14 protein-coding genes are annotated in these 20,120 nt (G+C 59.6%); 6 read left to right on the forward strand and 8 right to left on the reverse strand.

Annotated elements, in window-relative coordinates:
- Window positions 1-148: 148 nt before the first annotated feature.
- The 4 genes from pqqC to AC06G5_RS27755 are packed head-to-tail and all read left to right on the forward strand — an operon-like array spanning window position 149 to window position 4,109.
- Window positions 149-901, forward strand: a complete 753-nt coding sequence (gene pqqC, locus AC06G5_RS27740; RefSeq protein ID WP_413428556.1) for a pyrroloquinoline-quinone synthase PqqC — start codon at window positions 149-151, stop codon at window positions 899-901.
- Complete coding sequence (pqqD, locus tag AC06G5_RS27745; RefSeq protein ID WP_008017387.1) at window positions 898-1,173, forward strand: pyrroloquinoline quinone biosynthesis peptide chaperone PqqD; 276 nt, start codon at window positions 898-900, stop codon at window positions 1,171-1,173. The genes pqqC and pqqD overlap by 4 nt, the downstream gene beginning before the upstream one ends.
- Window positions 1,145-2,317: a pyrroloquinoline quinone biosynthesis protein PqqE gene (pqqE, locus tag AC06G5_RS27750; RefSeq protein WP_480458604.1), complete on the forward strand. Its 1,173-nt coding sequence runs from the start codon at window positions 1,145-1,147 to the stop codon at window positions 2,315-2,317. Before pqqD ends, pqqE begins: the two co-directional genes overlap by 29 nt.
- Complete coding sequence (locus AC06G5_RS27755) at window positions 2,283-4,109, forward strand: S9 family peptidase (RefSeq protein WP_480458605.1); 1,827 nt, start codon at window positions 2,283-2,285, stop codon at window positions 4,107-4,109. Before pqqE ends, AC06G5_RS27755 begins: the two co-directional genes overlap by 35 nt.
- A gap of 75 nt (window positions 4,110-4,184) precedes the next feature.
- Here AC06G5_RS27755 and AC06G5_RS27760 read toward each other — a convergent pair whose 3' ends face one another.
- Window positions 4,185-4,343, reverse strand: a complete 159-nt coding sequence (locus AC06G5_RS27760) for a YqaE/Pmp3 family membrane protein (RefSeq protein WP_003228885.1) — start codon at window positions 4,341-4,343, stop codon at window positions 4,185-4,187.
- Between the two features lie 206 nt (window positions 4,344-4,549).
- Window positions 4,550-5,833 carry an aspartate aminotransferase family protein gene (locus AC06G5_RS27765; protein ID WP_480458606.1) on the reverse strand — a complete coding sequence of 428 codons (1,284 nt, stop codon included), beginning with the start codon at window positions 5,831-5,833 and terminating at the stop codon, window positions 4,550-4,552.
- A 169-nt stretch (window positions 5,834-6,002) separates the two neighbouring features.
- On the opposite strand from AC06G5_RS27765, the gene AC06G5_RS27770 reads away from it, so the two are divergent.
- Window positions 6,003-6,932 carry a LysR family transcriptional regulator gene (locus AC06G5_RS27770; protein WP_413703918.1) on the forward strand — a complete coding sequence of 310 codons (930 nt, stop codon included), beginning with the start codon at window positions 6,003-6,005 and terminating at the stop codon, window positions 6,930-6,932.
- Between the two features lie 227 nt (window positions 6,933-7,159).
- Here the strand turns inward: AC06G5_RS27770 and AC06G5_RS27775 are convergent, their stop codons facing one another.
- From AC06G5_RS27775 to AC06G5_RS27790, 4 genes are all read right to left on the reverse strand, one after another.
- Complete coding sequence (locus AC06G5_RS27775; RefSeq protein WP_480458607.1) at window positions 7,160-8,938, reverse strand: acyl-CoA dehydrogenase C-terminal domain-containing protein; 1,779 nt, start codon at window positions 8,936-8,938, stop codon at window positions 7,160-7,162.
- A 247-nt stretch (window positions 8,939-9,185) separates the two neighbouring features.
- Window positions 9,186-10,982 carry an acyl-CoA dehydrogenase C-terminal domain-containing protein gene (locus AC06G5_RS27780; protein WP_413703916.1) on the reverse strand — a complete coding sequence of 599 codons (1,797 nt, stop codon included), beginning with the start codon at window positions 10,980-10,982 and terminating at the stop codon, window positions 9,186-9,188.
- 85 nt (window positions 10,983-11,067) lie between these two features.
- Window positions 11,068-12,360 carry a GGDEF domain-containing protein gene (locus AC06G5_RS27785; RefSeq protein WP_413428472.1) on the reverse strand — a complete coding sequence of 431 codons (1,293 nt, stop codon included), beginning with the start codon at window positions 12,358-12,360 and terminating at the stop codon, window positions 11,068-11,070.
- Window positions 12,361-12,511: 151 nt separating this feature from the next.
- A complete protein-coding gene (locus tag AC06G5_RS27790) occupies window positions 12,512-14,653 on the reverse strand; it encodes a cytochrome-c peroxidase (protein ID WP_480458608.1) in 2,142 nt (713 codons plus the stop codon).
- A gap of 1,107 nt (window positions 14,654-15,760) precedes the next feature.
- On the opposite strand from AC06G5_RS27790, the gene AC06G5_RS27795 reads away from it, so the two are divergent.
- Window positions 15,761-17,548 carry a hypothetical protein gene (locus AC06G5_RS27795; RefSeq protein WP_413703915.1) on the forward strand — a complete coding sequence of 596 codons (1,788 nt, stop codon included), beginning with the start codon at window positions 15,761-15,763 and terminating at the stop codon, window positions 17,546-17,548.
- A 79-nt stretch (window positions 17,549-17,627) separates the two neighbouring features.
- Here the strand turns inward: AC06G5_RS27795 and AC06G5_RS27800 are convergent, their stop codons facing one another.
- Window positions 17,628-19,433, reverse strand: a complete 1,806-nt coding sequence (locus AC06G5_RS27800) for a phenylacyl-CoA dehydrogenase (protein WP_480458609.1) — start codon at window positions 19,431-19,433, stop codon at window positions 17,628-17,630.
- Window positions 19,434-19,711: 278 nt separating this feature from the next.
- Window positions 19,712-20,008, reverse strand: a complete 297-nt coding sequence (locus AC06G5_RS27805; protein ID WP_413424768.1) for a pyrroloquinoline quinone biosynthesis protein PqqE — start codon at window positions 20,006-20,008, stop codon at window positions 19,712-19,714.
- Between the last annotated feature and the right edge of the window lie 112 nt (window positions 20,009-20,120).

Here is a 20,120-nt window from a genome sequence, read left to right on the forward strand (position 1 = left end):
TGGCCCCTTCGCGAGCAAGTCGGATCGCCGCACCGCCGCTCCCACATTGGGTCTATGGCGTACACAAAACCCTGTGGGAGCGGGCTTGCTCGCGAAGGCGTCCGCCCAGACACCAAAGAACCCACCGGATGTTCCCCGGAGAACCGCAATGATCGACACCCCGCTGTCCCCCGCCGAATTCGAAGCGGCCCTGCGCGCCAAGGGCGCCTATTACCACATCCATCACCCCTACCACGTGGCGATGTATGAAGGCCGGGCGAGCCGTGAGCAGATCCAGGGCTGGGTCGCCAACCGCTTCTACTATCAGGTGAACATTCCCCTGAAGGACGCGGCCATTCTGGCCAATTGCCCGGACCGCGAGATTCGCCGCGAGTGGATTCAGCGCCTGCTCGACCACGACGGTGCGCCCGGTGAGGACGGCGGCATCGAAGCCTGGCTGCGCCTGGGCCAGGCCGTGGGCCTCGACCCGGACCAGTTACGCTCCCAGGAGCTGGTGCTGCCCGGCGTGCGCTTCGCCGTGGACGCCTACGTCAACTTCGCGCGCCGCGCCCGTTGGCAGGAAGCCGCCAGCAGCTCGCTGACCGAACTGTTCGCCCCGCAAATCCACCAATCGCGCCTGGACAGCTGGCCCCAGCATTACCCGTGGATCGATCCGGCCGGCTACGAATATTTCCGTACGCGCCTGGGTCAGGCACGGCGGGATGTCGAGCACGGTCTGGCGATCACCCTGCAGCACTACACGACCCGGGAAGGCCAGGAGCGCATGCTGGAAATTCTCCAGTTCAAACTGGACATTCTTTGGAGCATGCTCGATGCCATGAGCATGGCCTACGAACTGAAACGCCCGCCGTATCACAGCGTGACCGGGGAACGGGTCTGGCACAAAGGAATCACCTTATGAGTTTCGATCGCAGCAAGACCCCGACCTGGCGCCCCGGCTACCGCTTCCAGTACGAGCCGGCGCAAAAAGGCCATGTGCTGCTGTACCCGGAAGGCATGATCAAGCTCAACGAAAGTGCCGCGTTGATCGGTGGTTTGATTGACGGGCAACGGGATGTCGCGGCGATCATCAATGAGCTCGACCAACAGTTCCCCGGCGTGCCCGAACTCGGTGACGACATCGAGCAATTCATGGAGGTGGCCCGTGCGCAGCACTGGATCGAACTTGCCTGAGGCATCGGTGCAGGTGCCGCCCACACCTGAAGTCGGCCTGCCGCTGTGGCTGCTGGCCGAGCTGACCTATCGCTGTCCGCTGCAATGCCCCTACTGCTCCAATCCGCTGGATTTCGCCGAACAAGGCCAGGAGCTGAGCACCGAGCAATGGGTCAAGGTGTTCCGCGAAGCGCGGGAAATGGGTGCGGCGCAACTGGGCTTTTCCGGTGGCGAACCGCTGGTGCGCCAGGACCTCGCCGAACTGATTGCCGAAGCCCGCCAGCTGGGTTTCTACACCAACCTGATCACCTCCGGCATCGGCCTGACCGAGCAGAAAATCAGCGACTTCAAGAAGGCCGGTCTCGATCACATCCAGATCAGTTTCCAGGCCAGCGACGAACAGGTGAACAACCTGCTGGCCGGTTCGAAAAAGGCCTTCGCGCAAAAGCTGGCAATGGCCCGGGCGGTGAAAGCCCACGGCTATCCGATGGTGCTGAATTTCGTCACCCATCGGCACAACATCGACCAGATCGACCGTATCATCGAGCTGTGCATCGCCCTTGAGGCGGACTTTGTCGAGCTCGCCACTTGCCAGTTCTACGGCTGGGCACAGCTCAATCGCGTCGGGCTGTTGCCGACCAAGGCACAGCTGGTGCGCGCCGAACGCATCACCAATGAATACCGCGCCAGACTGGAAGCCGAAGGGCATCCGTGCAAGCTGATTTTCGTCACCCCGGACTATTACGAAGAGCGCCCGAAAGCCTGCATGAATGGCTGGGGCAGTATTTTTCTGACGGTCACCCCCGATGGAACCGCCCTGCCCTGTCACGGAGCCCGACAGCTGCCAGTACAGTTTCCCAACGTGCGCGACCACAGCATGCAACACATCTGGTACGACTCGTTCGGCTTCAACCGCTTTCGCGGTTATGACTGGATGCCCGAACCGTGCCGCTCCTGTGACGAGAAAGAACAAGACTTCGGCGGCTGCCGCTGTCAGGCGTTCATGCTCACGGGGGACGCCAGCAACGCCGACCCGGTGTGCAGCAAGTCGCCACAACACGGCGTGATCCTCAAGGCTCGCGAAGAAGCCGAACACGCAACCCAGACCATCGACCAACTGGCCTTTCGCAATGAACGAAACTCACGCCTCATCGCCAAGAGCTGAACCCCTCAGCGCTGCCAAGGCCGTCGCGGCCGGTATCGACTTTGCCGAACTGCAGGTCGGTCGACAGGGCCTGTTCTGGAACGAGTACCGCCCCGAAGACGCGGCGTGCCGGATCTGGCATTGGCGCGACGGCGCAGCGAAATGCCTGACGCCACCGGGCTTCAGCGCGCGCAGTCGTGTGTACGAATATGGCGGTGGAGCGTTTTGTCTGACGGACGACGGTATCGTTTTCGTCAACGAGGCCGACCAGCAGTTGTATCGGCAAACACTGCAAGGCGAAGCGCCCGAAAGGCTGACGTCTGGCATGTGCCGTTACGGCGATCTGCAATTTGCGCAAGGGCAGGTACTGGCGGTCGAGGAGCGCCGCGATCAACACCGACTGGTGGCAATCGATCTGGACGATGGCGCACGTCACCTGCTGGCCGAGGGTGCTGATTTCTACGCCGCGCCGACACTCAGTCCTGATGGCCTGCGCCTGGCCTGGATCGAGTGGAGTCGCCCGGATCAGCCATGGACAGCGACCCGTTTGATGGTTGCCGAACGCCTCGCCAGCGGAGGTTTTGCCGAGGCTCGTTGTGCGGCGGGCGACGGCGTTCAAGAGTCTGTGCAACAACCACGGTTTGATGCCGGCGGTCGCTTGTATTGCCTGACGGACCGCGCCGGTTACTGGCAGCCATGGAGGGAGTCCGGAAAAGGCCTGAGCCCATTGCCGAGCGCTGCCGCCGACCATGGCCCCGCGCCCTGGCAACTCGGCGGCTGCACCTGGTTGCCGCTGAGTGAAGAAAGCTATCTGGCCAGCTGGACCGAAGGCGGGTTTGGCCGATTGGGCATATGTGGCGACTCCAACGCCGACTTCACCGGCGACTACAGCCGCTTCCGCCATCTCGCCGTGGATGAGCGGTTCATCTATTGCATCGCGGCGTCGCCCGTCAGTTCAACCGCTGTCATCGCCATCGACCGCCAAAGCCGGCAAGTGAACGTAATGGCCGGCGGCATCGCACCGCTTCCTCCCGAACAGATCAGCCGCCCGCAAACCTTGCGCTACCCAAGTGGCTCAGGCGAAGCACACGGCTTCTTTTACCCGGCGATGACCGGCGAGGTTAATCCGCCATTGGTAGTGTTCATCCATGGCGGACCGACGTCGGCGTGCTACCCGATGCTCGATCCGCGTATCCAGTTCTGGGCCCAGCGGGGCTTCGCCGTGGCCGACCTCAACTATCGCGGCAGCAGCGGATATGGCCGGGCCTATCGCCAGGCACTGCACCTGAGCTGGGGCGATGTGGATGTGCAGGACGCCTGCGCCGTGGTCGGTTACCTCAACCAACGCGGCTTGATCGACGCCGACAAGACCTTCATCCGCGGCGGCAGCGCCGGTGGCTACACCACCCTTTGCGCCGTGGCCTTTCACAATGTCTTCCGCGCCGGCGCCAGCCTGTATGGGGTCAGCGACCCGGTGGCGCTGGGGCGCGCGACCCACAAATTCGAAAGCGACTATCTGGACTGGCTGATCGGCGATCCGCAGCTGGATGCCGATCGCTACGCGGCCCGCACGCCGCTGCTGCATGCGAGCAACATCCGCGTGCCGATGATCTTCTTTCAGGGAGAGCTGGATGCCGTGGTCGTCCCGCAACAGACCCGCGACATGGTCACGGCACTGCAGGACAACGGCATCCTGGTCGAAGCGCATTACTACGCCGACGAGCGCCATGGCTTTCGCAAGGCCGGTAACCAGGCCCATGCGCTGGAGCAGGAGTGGCTGTTTTATCGGCGGGTGATGGATTCAGTGGACTGAAACCCGCGCTCATTGCCGAAACGGTGGTGCTCCCTTCGCGAGCAAGTCGAAGGCAATTGATCCAGCGCCGCAGATTCAGCGCTTGGCGATGATGTAAACCGCATGCACGATCCCCGGAATATAACCGCACAACGTCAGCAGAATATTCAGCCAGAACGCTCCGCCGAATCCTACTTGCAGAAATACGCCCAGTGGTGGCAACAGGATGGCGATGATGATGCGAATAAAGTCCATGGGGGCAACTCCTGATTGGGGTGGGCTCGTTCGAGCCCTACAGCTAGTCGACCTGTGCCGTTTGTCAGCGTTCAGTCCTTCTACTCCCGAACTACGCCCCTTCATTGAAATTCTCAAATAAAAAAACGCCCCACGCCAAAAGAATCAGGCGTGAGGCGTGCGTTTTACCGCGAGACGGTTCTGGAAATTGTGCAGGGCGCGTCGGATCAGACGGAAATCCCTTTGCGGCACTGCAATTGCGCGGTGCGTACTCTGGAGAAGGCGCGCGCCAGGCGCAGGAGCATTTCATCGATGTTGGCGTTGCTGACATTCAACGCCGGGGTAAAGCGCAGACAGTCGAGTTGCGGGGCATTGAGCAGCAAGCCTTCGTACAGCGCGGCCTTGACCACCGCATCGGCGCAATCGTCCGACAGCGTCAGCCCCCAAAGCAGCCCTTGTCCGCGCAACTCGCCGTGACCGTAACGATGGGCCAGACGCCCCAAGCCTTCACGCAGATGTTGACCGGTCTCTGCGACGTGCTTGAGGAAAGCCTTGTCCTGCACCGTAGCGAGTACCGAAAGCCCTGCGGCGGTCATCAACGCATTACCGTGATGAGTACCTGTCACTTCGCCAATGTCGAAACAGCACGCCTTGCCCCGCGCCAGCAGCGCAGCCAAGGGCACGCCGCCGCCCAACCCTTTGCCGAGCACGACGATATCCGCCGTTACGCCGCAGGACTGTTCCGCGAGCAAGGTGCCACAACGGCCGATGCCGGTTTGCACTTCGTCGAATATCAGCAAAATGCCGAGTTCACGGCACAGGCGTTCGACACCCTTGAGGTAATGTGCGGTGGCCGGGATCACGCCGGCTTCGCTCTGGATCGGCTCAAGCATGATCGCTACGGTCCGTTCATCCACGGCCGCATGCAAGGCCGGAAGGTCGTTGAACGGGACATGGCTGAAACCCGGCAGTTGCGGCTCGAATCGGTTGATCAATGTCGAACTGTCCGACGCCGAAATCGTCGCCAGGCTCCGGCCATGGCAACCGTTGTTGGCCACAATGATTCGCGACGCACCGCCGCGATACTGTTGACCCCATTTGCGCGCCAGTTTGATCGCCGCCTCACAGGCTTCGCTGCCGGTATTGAGCAGGTAAGCCTGATCACTGCCGGTGCTGGCACACAGATGTTCGGCGAGGCTGAGCATGCCGCGGTTATGCAGGCCGAAACCCGGATTGATCAGCGATTGAGCCTGGGCAGTGATGGCGTTGACCAGTACCGAAGGGCTGTGGCCAAGGCTGTTGGCCCCGCCGCCCTGGGAAAAATCCAGGTATGCACGGCCATCGCTGTCCCACAACCATGAGCCCTGCCCACGCACAAACACCTGTTTCGGCCGCTCGACACTGGGCATCAAGTACTCGCTGGAAAGGTTATCGTCTTGGGATGGCAGGGAGGCGTCCAGGACCAGATCATCAAGACTGGGAGGACTGCGACGCAGACTGAACAGGTTCATCTGAAAAAACCTCTTTTGAGGTTTTTTGCCTTACCTATGTAAACACCATCGAAACAAACGCTATTCATCGCGCTCTATGGCCCTGTAAGCCCTGTGAATGCGGTTAGACTAGGCTCAGACGAGGTGTTCAGCCATTTCGATTTCTCAGTATTTTCAATAAGTAACACTTATGGATTTCAAGCAACTGCGTTATTTCGTCGCGGTCTATGAAGAAGGCCACGTGGGCCGGGCCGCCGAGCGCCTGTCAATTTCCCAGCCGGCGCTGTCCCAGCAAATCCGCCACCTGGAGCAAAACCTCGATGTGAGCCTGTTCGAGCGCAGTAGCAAACGCCTGTTGCCGACTCTCGCGGCCCACACGCTATACAACCATGCCCTGCCTCTGCTCGATGGCCTGCAACGGGCACGGGAAGCGCTCGGCAACTTCAAGGGTCAGGCGCTGCGCACCCTGGCCATCGGTGTATTGCAGACCGTGCACACCAGCCTCGTTCCGCAGATGCTCGAGCGAGTGCGCAAGGCGCAGCCGCATCTGGTGGTGCAGATCTATGAACTGACCGGCCTGGAAATCGAGCGGCGACTGCTCAACGGTTCTCTGGACATCGGCATCAGCTACCTGCCACCCCGCCAGCCTGGTTTACATGGCGTGATGCTGTACGAAGATGAACTGACCCTGGTCATCCCGGCAGAGCATCCGCTGCGTGAATTCAAGAAAGTGTCCATGAGTCAGGCCGCCGAGCTGCCGATGTTGCTGCTGGGCGAGGAGTTTCAAATAAGGCAGATCTGGCAGGCACAACTGGCCAGCCTCGGACGTCGCCCACAGGTGCAAGCCGAACTCAACAACATGGCCGGCATCCTCGACAGCCTGCCGCACACGCGTCTGGCGACGGTACTGCCCGGGCGCTCGCAAAAGACCCATGGCAACCACGAACTGCTGTGGAAACCCCTGAGCGAACCGCGAGTGCCGCTGAAAGTCGGTTTGGTGTGTCGGGATGTGCAACGGCAGCAGACCTCGCTGGCATTGCTGCGGACATTGCTGGAAGAGGTGATAAATGGCCCGGATGTGCGCTTGAACAGCGCGCAGGCCCTGGATGGGCTGAGCTAGAAACTTTTCTTTGGGCAAAAGAAAACCCCGCCGAAGCGGGGCTTTGCAGACTGTTTCCCTGACATCCATTTCACTCCGCCGTCCTGGCAGAATCCTACGTGTCCCTGTTGTTGCTTTGCGCTTCCTGCGCTACGTCCATGTAAAGTAGATTAGCTCTGGATCCAATTTGCATCTATGGGAGAACAGCAGCACGTTATGTAAGAGAATGCTTACACGACTCTACTTCATCAGAATTGTCCTGCGTCCAGCAGAAACAACGACTCACTGCCGGCCTTCACCGACGCGCTCAACGAGTGAATGCGCGGCAACAGGCGGGCAAAATAGAACCGCGCCGTACCCAGTTTGCTGGCGTAGAAATCATCCTGCGCTTCCTTGCCGAAAGCCGCCTTGGCCATCAGCGCCCACATGTAGGCGTAGGCCACGTAGCCGAACACCTGCAGATACTCGACCGACGCCGCGCCGATCTCGTTCGGGTTGGTTTTGACCCGATCCAGCAACCATGCGGTCAGTTCATCAAGGGTGGTCACAGCGTCGTTCAGCGGTTTGGTGAACTCGGCGAGGTCCGCACTGGCGGTCGCCGTGAAGTGACGAATCTCGTCGGCGAACAGGTTGTAGAACGCCCCGCCGCTGCCGACGATCTTGCGCCCGACCAGGTCCAGTGCCTGGATGCCGTTGGTGCCTTCATAGATCTGGGTGATGCGCACGTCACGCACCAGTTGCTCCTGGCCCCACTCACGGATGTAACCGTGGCCGCCGAAGACCTGTTGGCCGTGTACGGTGGTTTCCAGGCCGAGGTCGGTGAGGAACGCCTTGGCCACCGGGGTCAGCAACGCCACCAGGTCTTCCGCACGCTTGCGGGTGGCGGCATCTTCGCTGAACTTGGCGGTGTCCAGTTGCATCGCCACGTAGGTGGAGAACGCACGGCCTCCTTCGTTCGAGGCTTTCATGGTCAGCAGCATGCGACGCACGTCCGGGTGGACGATGATCGGGTCAGCCACTTTGTCCTTGTTCTGTGCGCCGGTGGGCGCACGGCTTTGCAGGCGATCACGCGCGTATTCCACGGCGTTCTGGTACGAGCGCTCGCCAGTGGCCAGGCCCTGGATGCCCACGCCCAGTCGCTCGTAGTTCATCATGGTGAACATCGCCGCCAGGCCTTTGTTCGGCTCGCCGACCAGGTAACCCACGGCCTCGTCGAAGTTCATCACGCAGGTGGCGGATGCCTGGATGCCCATCTTGTGTTCGATCGAACCACAGTTTGCCGGGTTGCGCGCGCCCAGGCTGCCATCGGCATTGACCATGAACTTCGGCACCAGGAACAACGAAATGCCTTTCGGACCCGCCGGTGCATCCGGCAGCTTGGCCAGCACCAGGTGGATGATGTTTTCGGTCAGGTCGTGTTCGCCACCGGTGATGAAGATCTTGGTGCCGCTGACCTTGTAGGAACCGTCGGCCTGAGGCTCGGCCTTGGTGCGGATGATCCCCAGGTCGGTACCGGCGTGGGGTTCGGTCAGGCACATGGAACCGGCCCAGATACCGGCATACATGTTCGGCAGGTACGCGGCTTTCAGCTCTTCGCTGGCGTGGGCGTTGATCGACAGGCAAGCGCCGGCGGTCAGCATCGGGTACAGACCGAACGACAGGCTGGCAGAGTTGACCATTTCTTCGACCTGCGCGGAAACGGCCTTGGGCATGCCCATGCCGCCGTAGGACGGATCGCCACCGACACCAACCCAGCCGCCTTCGGCGTAGGTCTGATAGGCCTGCGGGAAACCTGCCGGCGTGGTGACGGCACCGTCCGCCCAATGGCAACCCTCTTCGTCAGCGGCACGGCTCAGCGGTGCGATGCTTTTGCTGGTGACTTTGCCGGCTTCTTCCAGGATGGCTTCGACCGTTTCTGCATCGACGGTCTCGGCCAGTGCAGGCAGCTCGGCCCAGAGTTTGGCGACCTCGAAAACTTCATTGAGGACGAAGCGCATATCGCGCAGGGGCGCTTTGTAGTCAGCCATGGCAAACCTCGCAAGATCTATACAGGTGATTCACAGGAAGAGTGTTTTCGTTGGATCGGAGTGTACCTCAACAACTTTTGTGACACATAGGGTCAGCTCATGACCGTTTTGTTATTTTTAGTCATTGGATTTTGCAGTGTAGGAGCGAGCTTGCTCGCGAAAAACCTGGAGACGCCATCGGCATCTGGTTTTACGCGTTATCGTTCACGACCATCGCGAGCAGAACTCGCTCCTACAGGGGGCGATGTCAGAGCGCAAATAGCTCCGCCGGCAGTTGCATCAGACAATCACTACCCGCTTCGATGGCGGCCCGATGAGAGGCTGTACGTGGCAACAGGCGCTTGAAGTAAAACTCGCTGGTCGCCAGTTTGCCCCGGCAGAAATCGCCATCACCGCTGCCAGCATCGAGTTGCGCCTGAGCCACCAGCGCCATGCGCAACCACAGGTAGCCGAGGATGATGTAGCCGCTGTACATCAGGTAATCCACCGACGCCGCACCGACTTCGTCAGGGTTTTTCATCGCCGCCATGCCGACCTTGGTCGTCAACTCACCCCACTGCTGGTTCAGTTGATCGAGCTGCACCACATACCCGGCCAGTTGTGGATGCCCGGCATTCGCCACACAGAACTTGTGGACGATTTTGGTGAACCCGCGCAGTAGCTTGCCCTGGCTACCGAGTACCTTGCGCCCCAGCAAGTCCAGCGCCTGAATACCGTTGGTACCCTCATAGATCGGCGCGATCCGGCAGTCGCGGACCAACTGCTCCATACCCCATTCGCGAATGAACCCGTGGCCGCCAAATACCTGCATGCCGTGATTGGTCACCTCCAGCCCGGTGTCGGTCATGAAGGCTTTGCAGATCGGCGTGAGGAACGCCAGCAGGTCTTCGGCATTCTGACGCGCCGTTTCATCCGGACTCAGGTGCGCAACGTCGAGCAACTGCGCCGTGAAGTAGGTCAGCGCGCGATTGCCTTCGTTGAAGGCTTTCATGGTCAGCAACATCCGCCGCACATCAGGGTGCACGATGATCGGGTCGGCGGCTTTTTCCGGCGCTTTCGGGCCGGTCAGCGAGCGCATCTGCAAGCGCTCGTTGGCGTACTTGATCGCACCCTGGAAACTTGCCTCGCCCAGACACAATCCTTGCATGCCGGTGCCCAGCCGCGCGTGGTTCATCATGGTGAACATGCAGTTCAGGCCCTTGTTCGCCTCACCGATCAGGAAGCCCTTGGCCCCGTCGAAATTCATCACACAGGTGGCCGAGGCCTTGATGCCCATCTTGTGTTCGATCGAGCCGCAAGACACGCCATTGCGCTCCCCTGCTTCACCCGAAGCATCGGGCAGGAACTTGGGTACGATAAACAGCGAAATACCCTTGGTTCCGGCCGGTGCATCCGGCAATTTGGCCAATACCAGGTGAATGATGTTGTCGCTCATGTCGTGCTCACCGGCAGAGATGAAGATCTTGCTGCCGGAGATCGCGTAACTGCCATCGGCCTGAGGTACGGCGCGGGTCTTGATGATGCCAAGGTCGGTGCCGCAATGGGCTTCGGTCAGGCACATGGTGCCAGTCCACTGGCCAGCGGTGAGCTTCTTCAGATAGGTCTGCTTCTGCTCCTCGGTGCCATGGGCGTGGATCGCCGACATCGCACCGTGGGTCAGGCCGGGGTACATGCCCCATGAGGTGTTGCTGGAAGCCACCATTTCGCTGATAACCAGCCCCAGAGAGCTGGGCAAACCCTGGCCGCCGTACGCTGGATCGGCCGCCAGGCCATGCCAGCCACCTTCCACATACTGTGCGAAAGCCTGCTTGAAGCCGGCAGGCGTGGTGACCACGCCATTGTCGAAATGGCAGCCTTCTTCATCGCCACTGCGGTTGAGCGGCGACAGCACGTTTTCGCAGAACTTCGCGCCTTCTTCGAGGATCGCATTGACCATATCCGGGCTGGCATCGGTGGCCCCCAGCGCAGCGTAGTTACCGTGAAAGTCGAAGACGTGGTCGATCAGAAAGCGCATGTCGCGCAAGGGAGCTTTGTACTCGGGCATGGTCATTCTCCGTCGGCAGATTTCTTCAACCTACTGCCGCCGACCACGCCTCACAATCACAGTCCAGACGCTGAATGCGTCATCATCACTCAACCGTAGCCGCGTCCATGCGCACCGCGCCACGGCGGTTCTGCCCGAACGCCATCACGCAGTTGCGCCCGGCGCCCTTGGCACTGTAAAGCGCCTGGTCAGCGGACTTGAGCACCTCTTCCGGGGTGCGCTGATCGATCCGTTCGGCAACGCCGATACTGACCGTCACCGATACACTCGACGCAGCGGAACCGGCACGCCGCTGGCGCCCCTGATTATCGTCCTGCGGGCGATTCTCCTGATTACGCAGCTGAATGTTGTAGGTGGCGATGGACTCGCGGATGACTTCCAGGTGTGGCATGCACTCTTCGAGGGTCTTGCCTGCAAACACCAGGGCAAATTCCTCGCCGCCATAGCGATACGCCTTACCGCCACCGCCGATTTTCGCCAGCTTGCTGGCCACCAGCCGCAGCACCTGGTCGCCGACGTCGTGGCCGTGGGTGTCGTTGAATTTCTTGAAGTGGTCGACGTCGCTCATCGCCAACACGTAGTTGCGCCCCAACCGTTGCATGCGTTCGTTCAGCGCCCGGCGGCCCGGCAGCCCGGTCAGTTCGTCGCGGAAGGCCATTTGATAGGCTTCGTGGGCAACGGCGGCGGCGATCATCAGCATCACCTGGCTGCACATGATGTTCAGCGTGAACGGCAGGATGAAGGTTTTCGGCAACATCCAGAACAACCCGAGCAGCCCCACCAATTGCGCGGCATGCAGCGGTCGTGGGCTACGCCAGTATTGCCAGGCCAGCAGCACAAACGCAGCAATGAACACCGGATAGGACAACTGGATCAGGCTCATCCAGGCGCCATGCAAGGCGGGCCAGCGAATCTCCGACAGCCAGATCAGCAGCGTGTGCGGATAGCTTTGCTCAAGCCCCAGCGCCACGCTGCCAACCGCCAGCAATACGGCGAAACGCGCCACCATGTCCTGGAACAGATGGGTGCGCTCCTGCCATGCCGCGAAGATGCCAAACAGCAGCGGCAGCAGCAGGCAACACAAATGAAAGACCACGGCGGCATCGTCGCGCACCTTGCCGTTGTCGCGGTAATAGTCGGTCTGGGTGTCGAGCAAGAAGTAGGCGATGTACACCGTGACCATCAGAAACAGTTCACGCTGACGTCGGTACACCGCGCAATAGGCGCCACCGAGCAACAACACCAGGGTGGGCAGCACGTTGAACAGCGAGGTGAAGAAGACGTTCAGATCCTTGATGTATGCAGCCGCAAGCCCCGCCAGTAACAGCAGTAATGACGGCAGGAAGTGACTGAAACGTACAGCGGAAGAACGCGGCAAGGGTAAAGCTCCGACCGGTCAAATCAATTGATGGCAATGTGCCAACCACTGTAACGGCAGAAACTCCGATTTGCTGAGTGAAATACTGTGGTATTTGTAAAAAGGCGTCACTGGCGTCCATCGGTCACCAGTGACGCAAGGGCAATACCTGTTATAGGTCGTTGTTGAACGGTTGCAGTGGCCCTTCCAGACGTGTGCGACCTTCGGCACCGACCGCTTTGAGCTGGATTTCGGCGTCCTGCGCCTGCCGGGTAGTGATCTTCGGACTGGCCGGTTTTTGCCCGACCGAGTTTTCATCCCCCTTTTCGCCCTGGGGCAGTACCAGCGACGGATGGTCAAACGGCGCCCGTTCCCACGCAACCCGAGGATCGGTCAGGCCGACTTCCATGAATTTGACCAATGCATCCACTTCATCCGGGGTCAGGTTCAGCCGGGTAATGTCCGGATCGAGGTTTGAGCCGTTGTGTTGATTGACCGTCGGGTGCTCGAAGCCACTGGTGTTGCTGGCATCCTCGCCACGCCGGTCGCCGCCGCGGTTGTAGAACTCCATGACCTGTTGCAGCGTTGCGCGACTGCCGTTGTGGAAATACGGCCCGGTCAACGCGATATTGCGCAAGGTCGGCGTCTTGAAGGCGCCATCGACCGCGTCGCGGAAACCGACATTGGGCTTGAGCGTCGCATCACAAGGGATGGCCGGGCTCAAAGGCGCTTCGAAGGTGCACACATCAACTTCAAGCGGGTCAGGGATCTGGCCGCCCTGGAGCACGGTGTTGTACTGGCGAGTGAAGGACAACGGATTGCCCCAGGCATCCGAGCCACCGAGCGCAAGGTCTTCCGACGTTGGACGCACCCCGGTGTTGTAGAAACCGCTGTCATACAGTGTGGTCAGGTTGTCGGCCATGACCATGCGCTCGATACGTTCCCGAGGATGGAACAGCAACCGGCTGCCGGCGTTGGTCAACTCCGCACCACCATGGCAATTGACACACTTGCCCTTGCCCAGGAACAGGTTCATGCCCTGGACCTGCTGGTTGTTCATGGCTGTGTGATCACCCTGCAGATAGGCATCCAGCGGCGCCTGGTCCGAGATCAGCGTGGACTCATACATCTGGATCGCCAGCCCGAAGAACAGCGGGAAGTTCGCTTCCATCTGGGTGTATGGTGCACCGCCCAGCGAGACCTGTTGCGTGGCATTCCACAGACGTGGCTGGAACGCGTTCTTGATCAGTTCACGGTAGGTCGGCCGATGACCACTGGATACCGGCCCGAGTACCGAATCGGTGGACGAGATCCGTTGCTGCTTGAGCATCAAGGTATCGAGCATGCGCCGGCCGATGTCGGCGAAGGTACGCCCGCCGCAGGACATTTCCACCGGGCTGCCGGGAGGCCCTACCGCTTGCGAGGCGGCGGAAGCATCCTTGAGCGCCAGCCGGACTTTGGTCGCCACGCCACTGCCATCGCTGGTCACGAAAATCCCGGCGTCAGGGTCGCGATTGCCGAACGGCGAGAAGCCGTTGAAGACGTTATTGGCCCGGCCATCCCAGAAGTTGCGCACGTTGAACGCGGCGTTGATCACCGTTGGCGCATTACGCCCGGTGCTACGGCGAACATTGATGCCACCCACCTGGAAGATGCCGTCCGGTTGCTGGATGCACTTATCGAAACGCGACTGATGGGGCTTGACGAAGTTGGCGTCGAACACGCCTTGCGAGCCGATCACATCGTCAGTCGAGTAGAGAATCGCCGAGTTGCGATCCATCGGATCAGCCAGCACATGGGTCGGGAAATCGCCTTTCTTCAACAGGTAGTTCGGACCGCCCTTGCCACCGGATCTGGTGGTGTAGGTCGGCACGTCGCCCGGGATGTCGGCGGCGGTGAACGGTTTGTTGAAGATCGACGAGACGTTCGCATTGGTGTTCGCCTGTCCCGGGTTGATCTGGTTGGTGGTGCGGTGATCGACACCCGCATGGAAGTGGCACGACGCACAAGCGGTGGAACCGTCACTGCCGATCTCCATGTCCCAGAACAGTGCCTTGCCCAGAAGCACTGCAGCCGAGCGATTGAGCACGTAGTCGGTAATCAGGTCGACTTTGCGCCCGCCTTCGGTTCCCGAAGGGTCGGGGGGTGTCAGGCCGTGCAGAGACTGCAGGCTGGGCACATCCGGCACGGCCGGAACGACCCCGACGGGGTCTGCGGCCAAAACGTTCATGCCAGGCAGGCTGGCGGCGAAAAGAGCCATCGCCATCGCACGGGTCAGGCAGGTGGTTCGCAACGTGTTCAAATACTCAAACATGACAGCGTTCCCGATTCAGTATGGAGTAATCAACTCCGTGATTTCCCTGTTGCGAGATGAACTCAGCGCCATGGTTCTTGCTGCCCGCTCGAGTAGCCGCATCAACTTCAAGTTGCATGGGCAAGACGAGGCCTGACTGGCAAAGCACTCTCGCTGCCCAGGCTTTTAAAAGAATGATATTTCGCGCCACTGGGTAGCGCTTGATACAACTCTAGACGTAACAAAACATTTCAACAGAAAATTTCAATATTATTTTATTCAAGCCAATTCAAGAAACCCTACTAATTACGGCAACTGTGCACTATTCCTCAGTTCTGGTTAAATCTCACCCCATTATTGGGTGCCATTCCCCAAACAGCCCGCACCGGATGGTCACCGACGACCTCTAAAAGCCAGTATTTAAAGGACTTTACGTCACAAGACTAAGTTCTCTTGAGGCTGGCAGAGTATTTGCTAATCCAATCACCGCGGTGTGAACGGCACTTGAAAAAAACACCTGAAAATCCACACCACCCGTCAACAGAAACATCCACCAGACATACAAACCCCATTTGTGCGCAAGTTGCACTGCGTTAGCTATTGCCTTTTTTATTTATACCTAAACTCAAGATTACTTCCTCACCACCCTCTTCAATACTCTCTCTTGCACAACTCCGACTTTAGTCGTACTTAAAAGACAACACTTCTCAACCACTACCATTGGAAACACCCACTAAAACTCTTTTATAGCACTCCAAACTTGGGTATATATCCCCACCTACTTTGGCGCTAATCACATAACTATAACTTCATGTATATCACCAACCTCAGCGAAGCCCGCATTTTTGCTGGCTGACAAGCATTTGTGCCAATCAGGCACGACTACTGCTATGTGCCCCTCAGGCTCAAGGAAATGTCTCTCGCGATTGCGTCCGTAACCGGCCAACGCAACGCAGGTGAAAGCATCCGAACGGCAAGTGTCGACCGTACACAGGCACTTCTCCGGCCGGATCGAGCCCCAATTCGACACTCACGGCTTTGCGTTTTTCTTGCGCAGGATTCAGCGCATCAGCAGATCCGCGATCTCGATCGGCCGGCAATTGGTCCTGCAAGATTCTGGAGTGAGCCATGAGCTTATCTTTGTACGAAAAAACGCTCGCCATACCGCTGCTGCCTCACAAGCGATTCAACGGCATCTTCAGTCGCCATGCTCTGCTCGCTGGTGCCGTCGCTGTCGCACTGGCCATTGGTGGTGGTGGAGATGCATTTGCCAAAAACGGAGCTGGCGGTGGCGGCGGCGGTGGTGGTGGCGGCGGGACTGCCAAGCCCCCGGGATTGCCCTCGCCGTTCACGACACCCACACTTCCCGACCCGATTTTTACCAACCCGAATGCGATTCATGGGTTTGACGTTACCGGTTTTATCCAGGACATGACCCTGGACACCACCAATGCGAATTGCCCCAATACCAGCGACCCGAGCCGCTTTGGGGGGACCGTCCAGTTGAACGGCGTCACGATTGTTGTCCCTTGCAACACCGTAATGCAGATGCCGGCCAACACCCTGACCTGGGCCGACTTCGTCAGGGGTGGAACCCTGGCGCTCGGAAAATCACCGGCGGCTTACCCCTCGTTCGAGATCCATGTGGTAGGCAATACCGTCTCCAACAAGCCAATTGCCGGGCTGATCTTTGTCTCCCAGCAATCCGTCAACGCAGGTAGCGGTGTCATCACCCGGATCGACTACACCAACGGCAACATCGAAGTTGACAGTGGAAACCCGACGCAACCCACGATCATTCAGATCAACGATCCGAATGGCCGTTTTGGCCGCGCCCAAAGCCCCGACCCACGCTTCTCCGTCGATGATGCCAACCCGACCATCCATGCTGCCACCGGCTACCCGATGTGCGTGCCACGTACGCTCTCCGGGGACGATGCGCTCTGCCCACAGAAAAACCGGCCAAAAGTGGTCACCCCGACCACGACCAACAACTGCCGCAATTTCAGCCAGGCCGGCGTCGCGCTTCCGGCCAGTGGAGAGCTCTCGGGTCCAGCGGTGGGGCAGGTCTATTGCAGCCAGTACGTCATGAAGCGATTCAGCGATGCTACACGCACGGCGACGGACCCCGACCCGACACAACAGGCACCCTTCGAAGTCGGCGACTTCATCAGCTGGTCCGGTACTCTGTTCAAGTCAGCAACTACTGGCCTCCCGGACTTTGTCTCTGCACACACGATCGAGGCGAATGTCGGGATCTACACTCAGCCTGGTTCGCAGCCCAGCTACATGGCTATCGGGGAATTTGGCATCGGTACGGCCGACCCGGCCGCAACGGCCATCAACGGAGTAGCCCAGGAGACGCAGGACCGGATTTTCCTTGAAGCCTCGACCACCGACATCAAGACCCCGGTCGACATCTATCTGATAGATGTCAATCCATCGACAGGTGTGCAAACCAATCGCTGGATTACCCCCTATGAGATGACGGGTGAATGCAACCCTGGACTGGGCCTTGCGGCCAGTTGCCTGGGAGCCTCGGGTGGTATCACGACCCAGAACACGGGTGCTCAGCCACAACGCGCCAGATTGCGTGCGACCAAAGCGCCCACTGGGCTGCTTAGCCAGCCGACACGTACCTTGCGCGTCGTTGCCCGGTCACTTTGCGTTCCACAGCTAAGCTTGTCCCAGGCCGGCGTGGATGCTTGCATCCAGAATGCGGGCAGGTTGACCGTCGCCAATGGACTGACTGCCGGACAGTATGTGGCGCCGGTGTTCGAGTTCATCTTTCCGGAAGGCGTCAAGCCTGGCGACCCGGTGGTGCCGAACGACTTCTGGCACCTGCCGTTCATACGTAACGGCGAGGGTGTGAGCACTCCAACAGGCGTAGGCCCTCTGGACCCGACACCATGGTGATCAAGGCCTGAACACAGCGCAAAAAAAAACCGCCGCTCCCGGAGGAAGCGGCGTTTTTTTCAAGACACTGCGTTAAGGCTTAGTAGCCCAGGTCGAAGTTCTCTTCTTTCATGTCCATCAGGTTGTTGGCGCCCGACAGCATGGTTGCAACGTGAGTGCGGGTACGCGGCAGGATGCGCTGGAAGTAGAAGCGCGCAGTCTGCAGCTTGGCGGTGTAGAACGCCTCTTCGGTAGTGCCGGCAGCCAGTTTCTCGGCAGCCAGGCGCGCCATGTCAGCCCAGAAGTAGGCCAGGCAGGCGTAACCGGAGTACATCAGGTAGTCCACGGAGGCCGCGCCGACTTCTTCGCGATCTTTCATGGCGGCCATACCGACCTTCATGGTCAGCTCGCCCCATTCCTTGTTCAGTGCAGCCAGCGGAGCGACGAACTCTTGAACCGCTTCGTTGCCTTCGTTGGTCTGGCAGAACTTGTGGACGATCTTGGTGAAGCCTTTCAGAGCCTCGCCCTGGGTCATCAACACTTTACGGCCCAGCAGGTCGAGTGCCTGGATACCGGTGGTGCCTTCGTACAGCATCGAGATACGGCTGTCGCGAACGTTCTGCTCCATGCCCCACTCGGCGATGAAGCCGTGGCCGCCGTAGATCTGCACGCCGTGGTTGGCCGACTCAAAACCGACTTCGGTCATGAACGCCTTGGCGATTGGCGTCATGAAAGCCAGCAATGCGTCGGCTTTCTTCTTCGCCTCGGAGTCCACACCGTACTTGACGATGTCGACTTGCTTGGCGGTGAAGTAAACCATCGCACGGTTGCCTTCGGCGAATGCCTTCATGGTCAACAACATGCGGCGTACGTCAGGGTGAACGATGATCGGGTCAGCGGCTTTGTCCGGCGCTTTCGGGCCAGTCAGCGAGCGCATTTGCAGACGGTCTCGAGCGTATTTCAGGCCGCCCTGGAAACCGACTTCGGCGTGGGCCAGACCTTGCAGAGCGGTACCCAGACGTGCGGTGTTCATGAAGGTGAACATGCAGTTCAGGCCTTTGTTCGCCGGGCCGATCAGGAAACCGGTAGCGCCGTCGAAGTTCATCACGCAGGTGGCGTTGCCGTGGATGCCCATCTTGTGTTCCAGGGAACCGCAAGACACGGCGTTACGCGTGCCAACCGAGCCATCAGCGTTCGGCAGGAACTTCGGCACGATGAACAGGGAGATGCCTTTGGTGCCAGCCGGTGCATCCGGCAGGCGGGCCAGTACGATGTGGACGATGTTGTCGGCCATGTCGTGCTCACCGGCCGAGATGAAGATCTTGGTGCCGGAAACCTTGTAGGAACCGTCGGCCTGAGGCTCGGCCTTGGTGCGCAGCATGCCCAGGTCGGTGCCGCAGTGCGGCTCGGTCAGGCACATGGTGCCGGTCCACTCGCCGGAAACCAGCTTGGTCAGGTAAGCCTCTTGCTGCTCAGGGGTGCCGTGCTCGGAGATGGTGTTCATCGCACCGTGCGACAGGCCTGGGTACATGCCCCACGACCAGTTGGACTCGCCGACCATTTCGCTGATGGCCAGACCCAGAGACTCCGGCAGGCCTTGGCCGCCATGCTCTACGTCGTGGGCCAGGCTTGGCCAGCCGCCTTCAACGAATTGCTTGTAGGCTTCCTTGAAGCCAGTCGGGGTCTTAACGCCAGACTCGCTCCAGATGCAGCCTTCGAGGTCGCCCACGCGGTTCAGCGGAGCCAGCACCTGCTCACAAAACTTGGCGCCTTCTTCGAGAATGGCGTCAACCATGTCCGGAGTTGCGTCCGCACAAGCCGGCAGGCTCTGATAGTGCGCTTCGTAGCCGAGCAGTTCGTCACGTACGAAGCGAATATCACGCAAGGGGGCCTTGTAGTCAGGCATAGCGATAAACCTCTGCTGATGTAACCGGGAATGAACGACCGCATTGATTTGTTGTTGCGATCAAACAGTTGTTTGAAACATACGTTTACGCCCAAATCTTGTCAAGCGCCGATCTTTTGCCGTTCGTCATCGCAGGTTTGGACACACAGGCACACGGCAACGCCGCCGCGCGTTCGAAGCAGCCCGCCACACAGGAAAGATTAGTTGAGCAAGAAAGACTTACGCAGAAAAACGCCGCGATCGGGCGCGGCGCTTGAAGGTGCGGATTCAGTAAAAAATCAAGCGAAGGTATCGATCAAGGTTCCAAGCACTTCATCGGCTGCCTTGGCGACTTTCACGCCCAGTTCCACCTGAAATTTGCCCTGAGACATTTCGACCACGTTGCTGGCCAGGTCCGATTGCTGACTACGATCGACAGAACGCAAGCGATCAACCTGAGCCTCGGAAGACTGGCTGGTGACTGAGCGTTCAATGGTGGTGTTGGCGATCTGCCCGGCGGCTTGATCGACACGGTTCTGCCCTGTCTGAATAGTGCTCAGACCGGCATAAAAAGCGCTGTTTCCTGAGATTTCCACGGGAGAACTCGTCCTTGCAAAGGATCAACAGCGGCCATTGAAGCAGAGTGGCCGGCAAAACACCCGACAAAAACACTAATGGCACAATGCCTTGTCATAGGCAAAGCCCGCA

The sequence above is a fragment of the Pseudomonas sp. WT-JTC genome (genome assembly GCF_056711565.1).

Bases quoted from the DNA above. Each gene is read 5' to 3' on its own strand.
- pqqC (WP_413428556.1), top strand. From the start codon at position 149: ATGATCGACACCCCGCTGTCCCCCGCCGAATTCGAAGCGGCCCTGCGC.
- pqqD (WP_008017387.1), top strand. From the start codon at position 898: ATGAGTTTCGATCGCAGCAAGACCCCGACCTGGCGCCCCGGCTACCGC.
- AC06G5_RS27755 (WP_480458605.1), top strand. From the start codon at position 2,283: ATGAACGAAACTCACGCCTCATCGCCAAGAGCTGAACCCCTCAGCGCT.
- AC06G5_RS27760 (WP_003228885.1), bottom strand. From the start codon at position 4,343: ATGGACTTTATTCGCATCATCATCGCCATCCTGTTGCCACCACTGGGC.
- AC06G5_RS27765 (WP_480458606.1), bottom strand. From the start codon at position 5,833: ATGAACCTGTTCAGTCTGCGTCGCAGTCCTCCCAGTCTTGATGATCTG.
- AC06G5_RS27770 (WP_413703918.1), top strand. From the start codon at position 6,003: ATGGATTTCAAGCAACTGCGTTATTTCGTCGCGGTCTATGAAGAAGGC.
- AC06G5_RS27775 (WP_480458607.1), bottom strand. From the start codon at position 8,938: ATGGCTGACTACAAAGCGCCCCTGCGCGATATGCGCTTCGTCCTCAAT.
- AC06G5_RS27780 (WP_413703916.1), bottom strand. From the start codon at position 10,982: ATGCCCGAGTACAAAGCTCCCTTGCGCGACATGCGCTTTCTGATCGAC.
- AC06G5_RS27790 (WP_480458608.1), bottom strand. From the start codon at position 14,653: ATGTTTGAGTATTTGAACACGTTGCGAACCACCTGCCTGACCCGTGCG.
- AC06G5_RS27795 (WP_413703915.1), top strand. From the start codon at position 15,761: ATGAGCTTATCTTTGTACGAAAAAACGCTCGCCATACCGCTGCTGCCT.
- AC06G5_RS27800 (WP_480458609.1), bottom strand. From the start codon at position 19,433: ATGCCTGACTACAAGGCCCCCTTGCGTGATATTCGCTTCGTACGTGAC.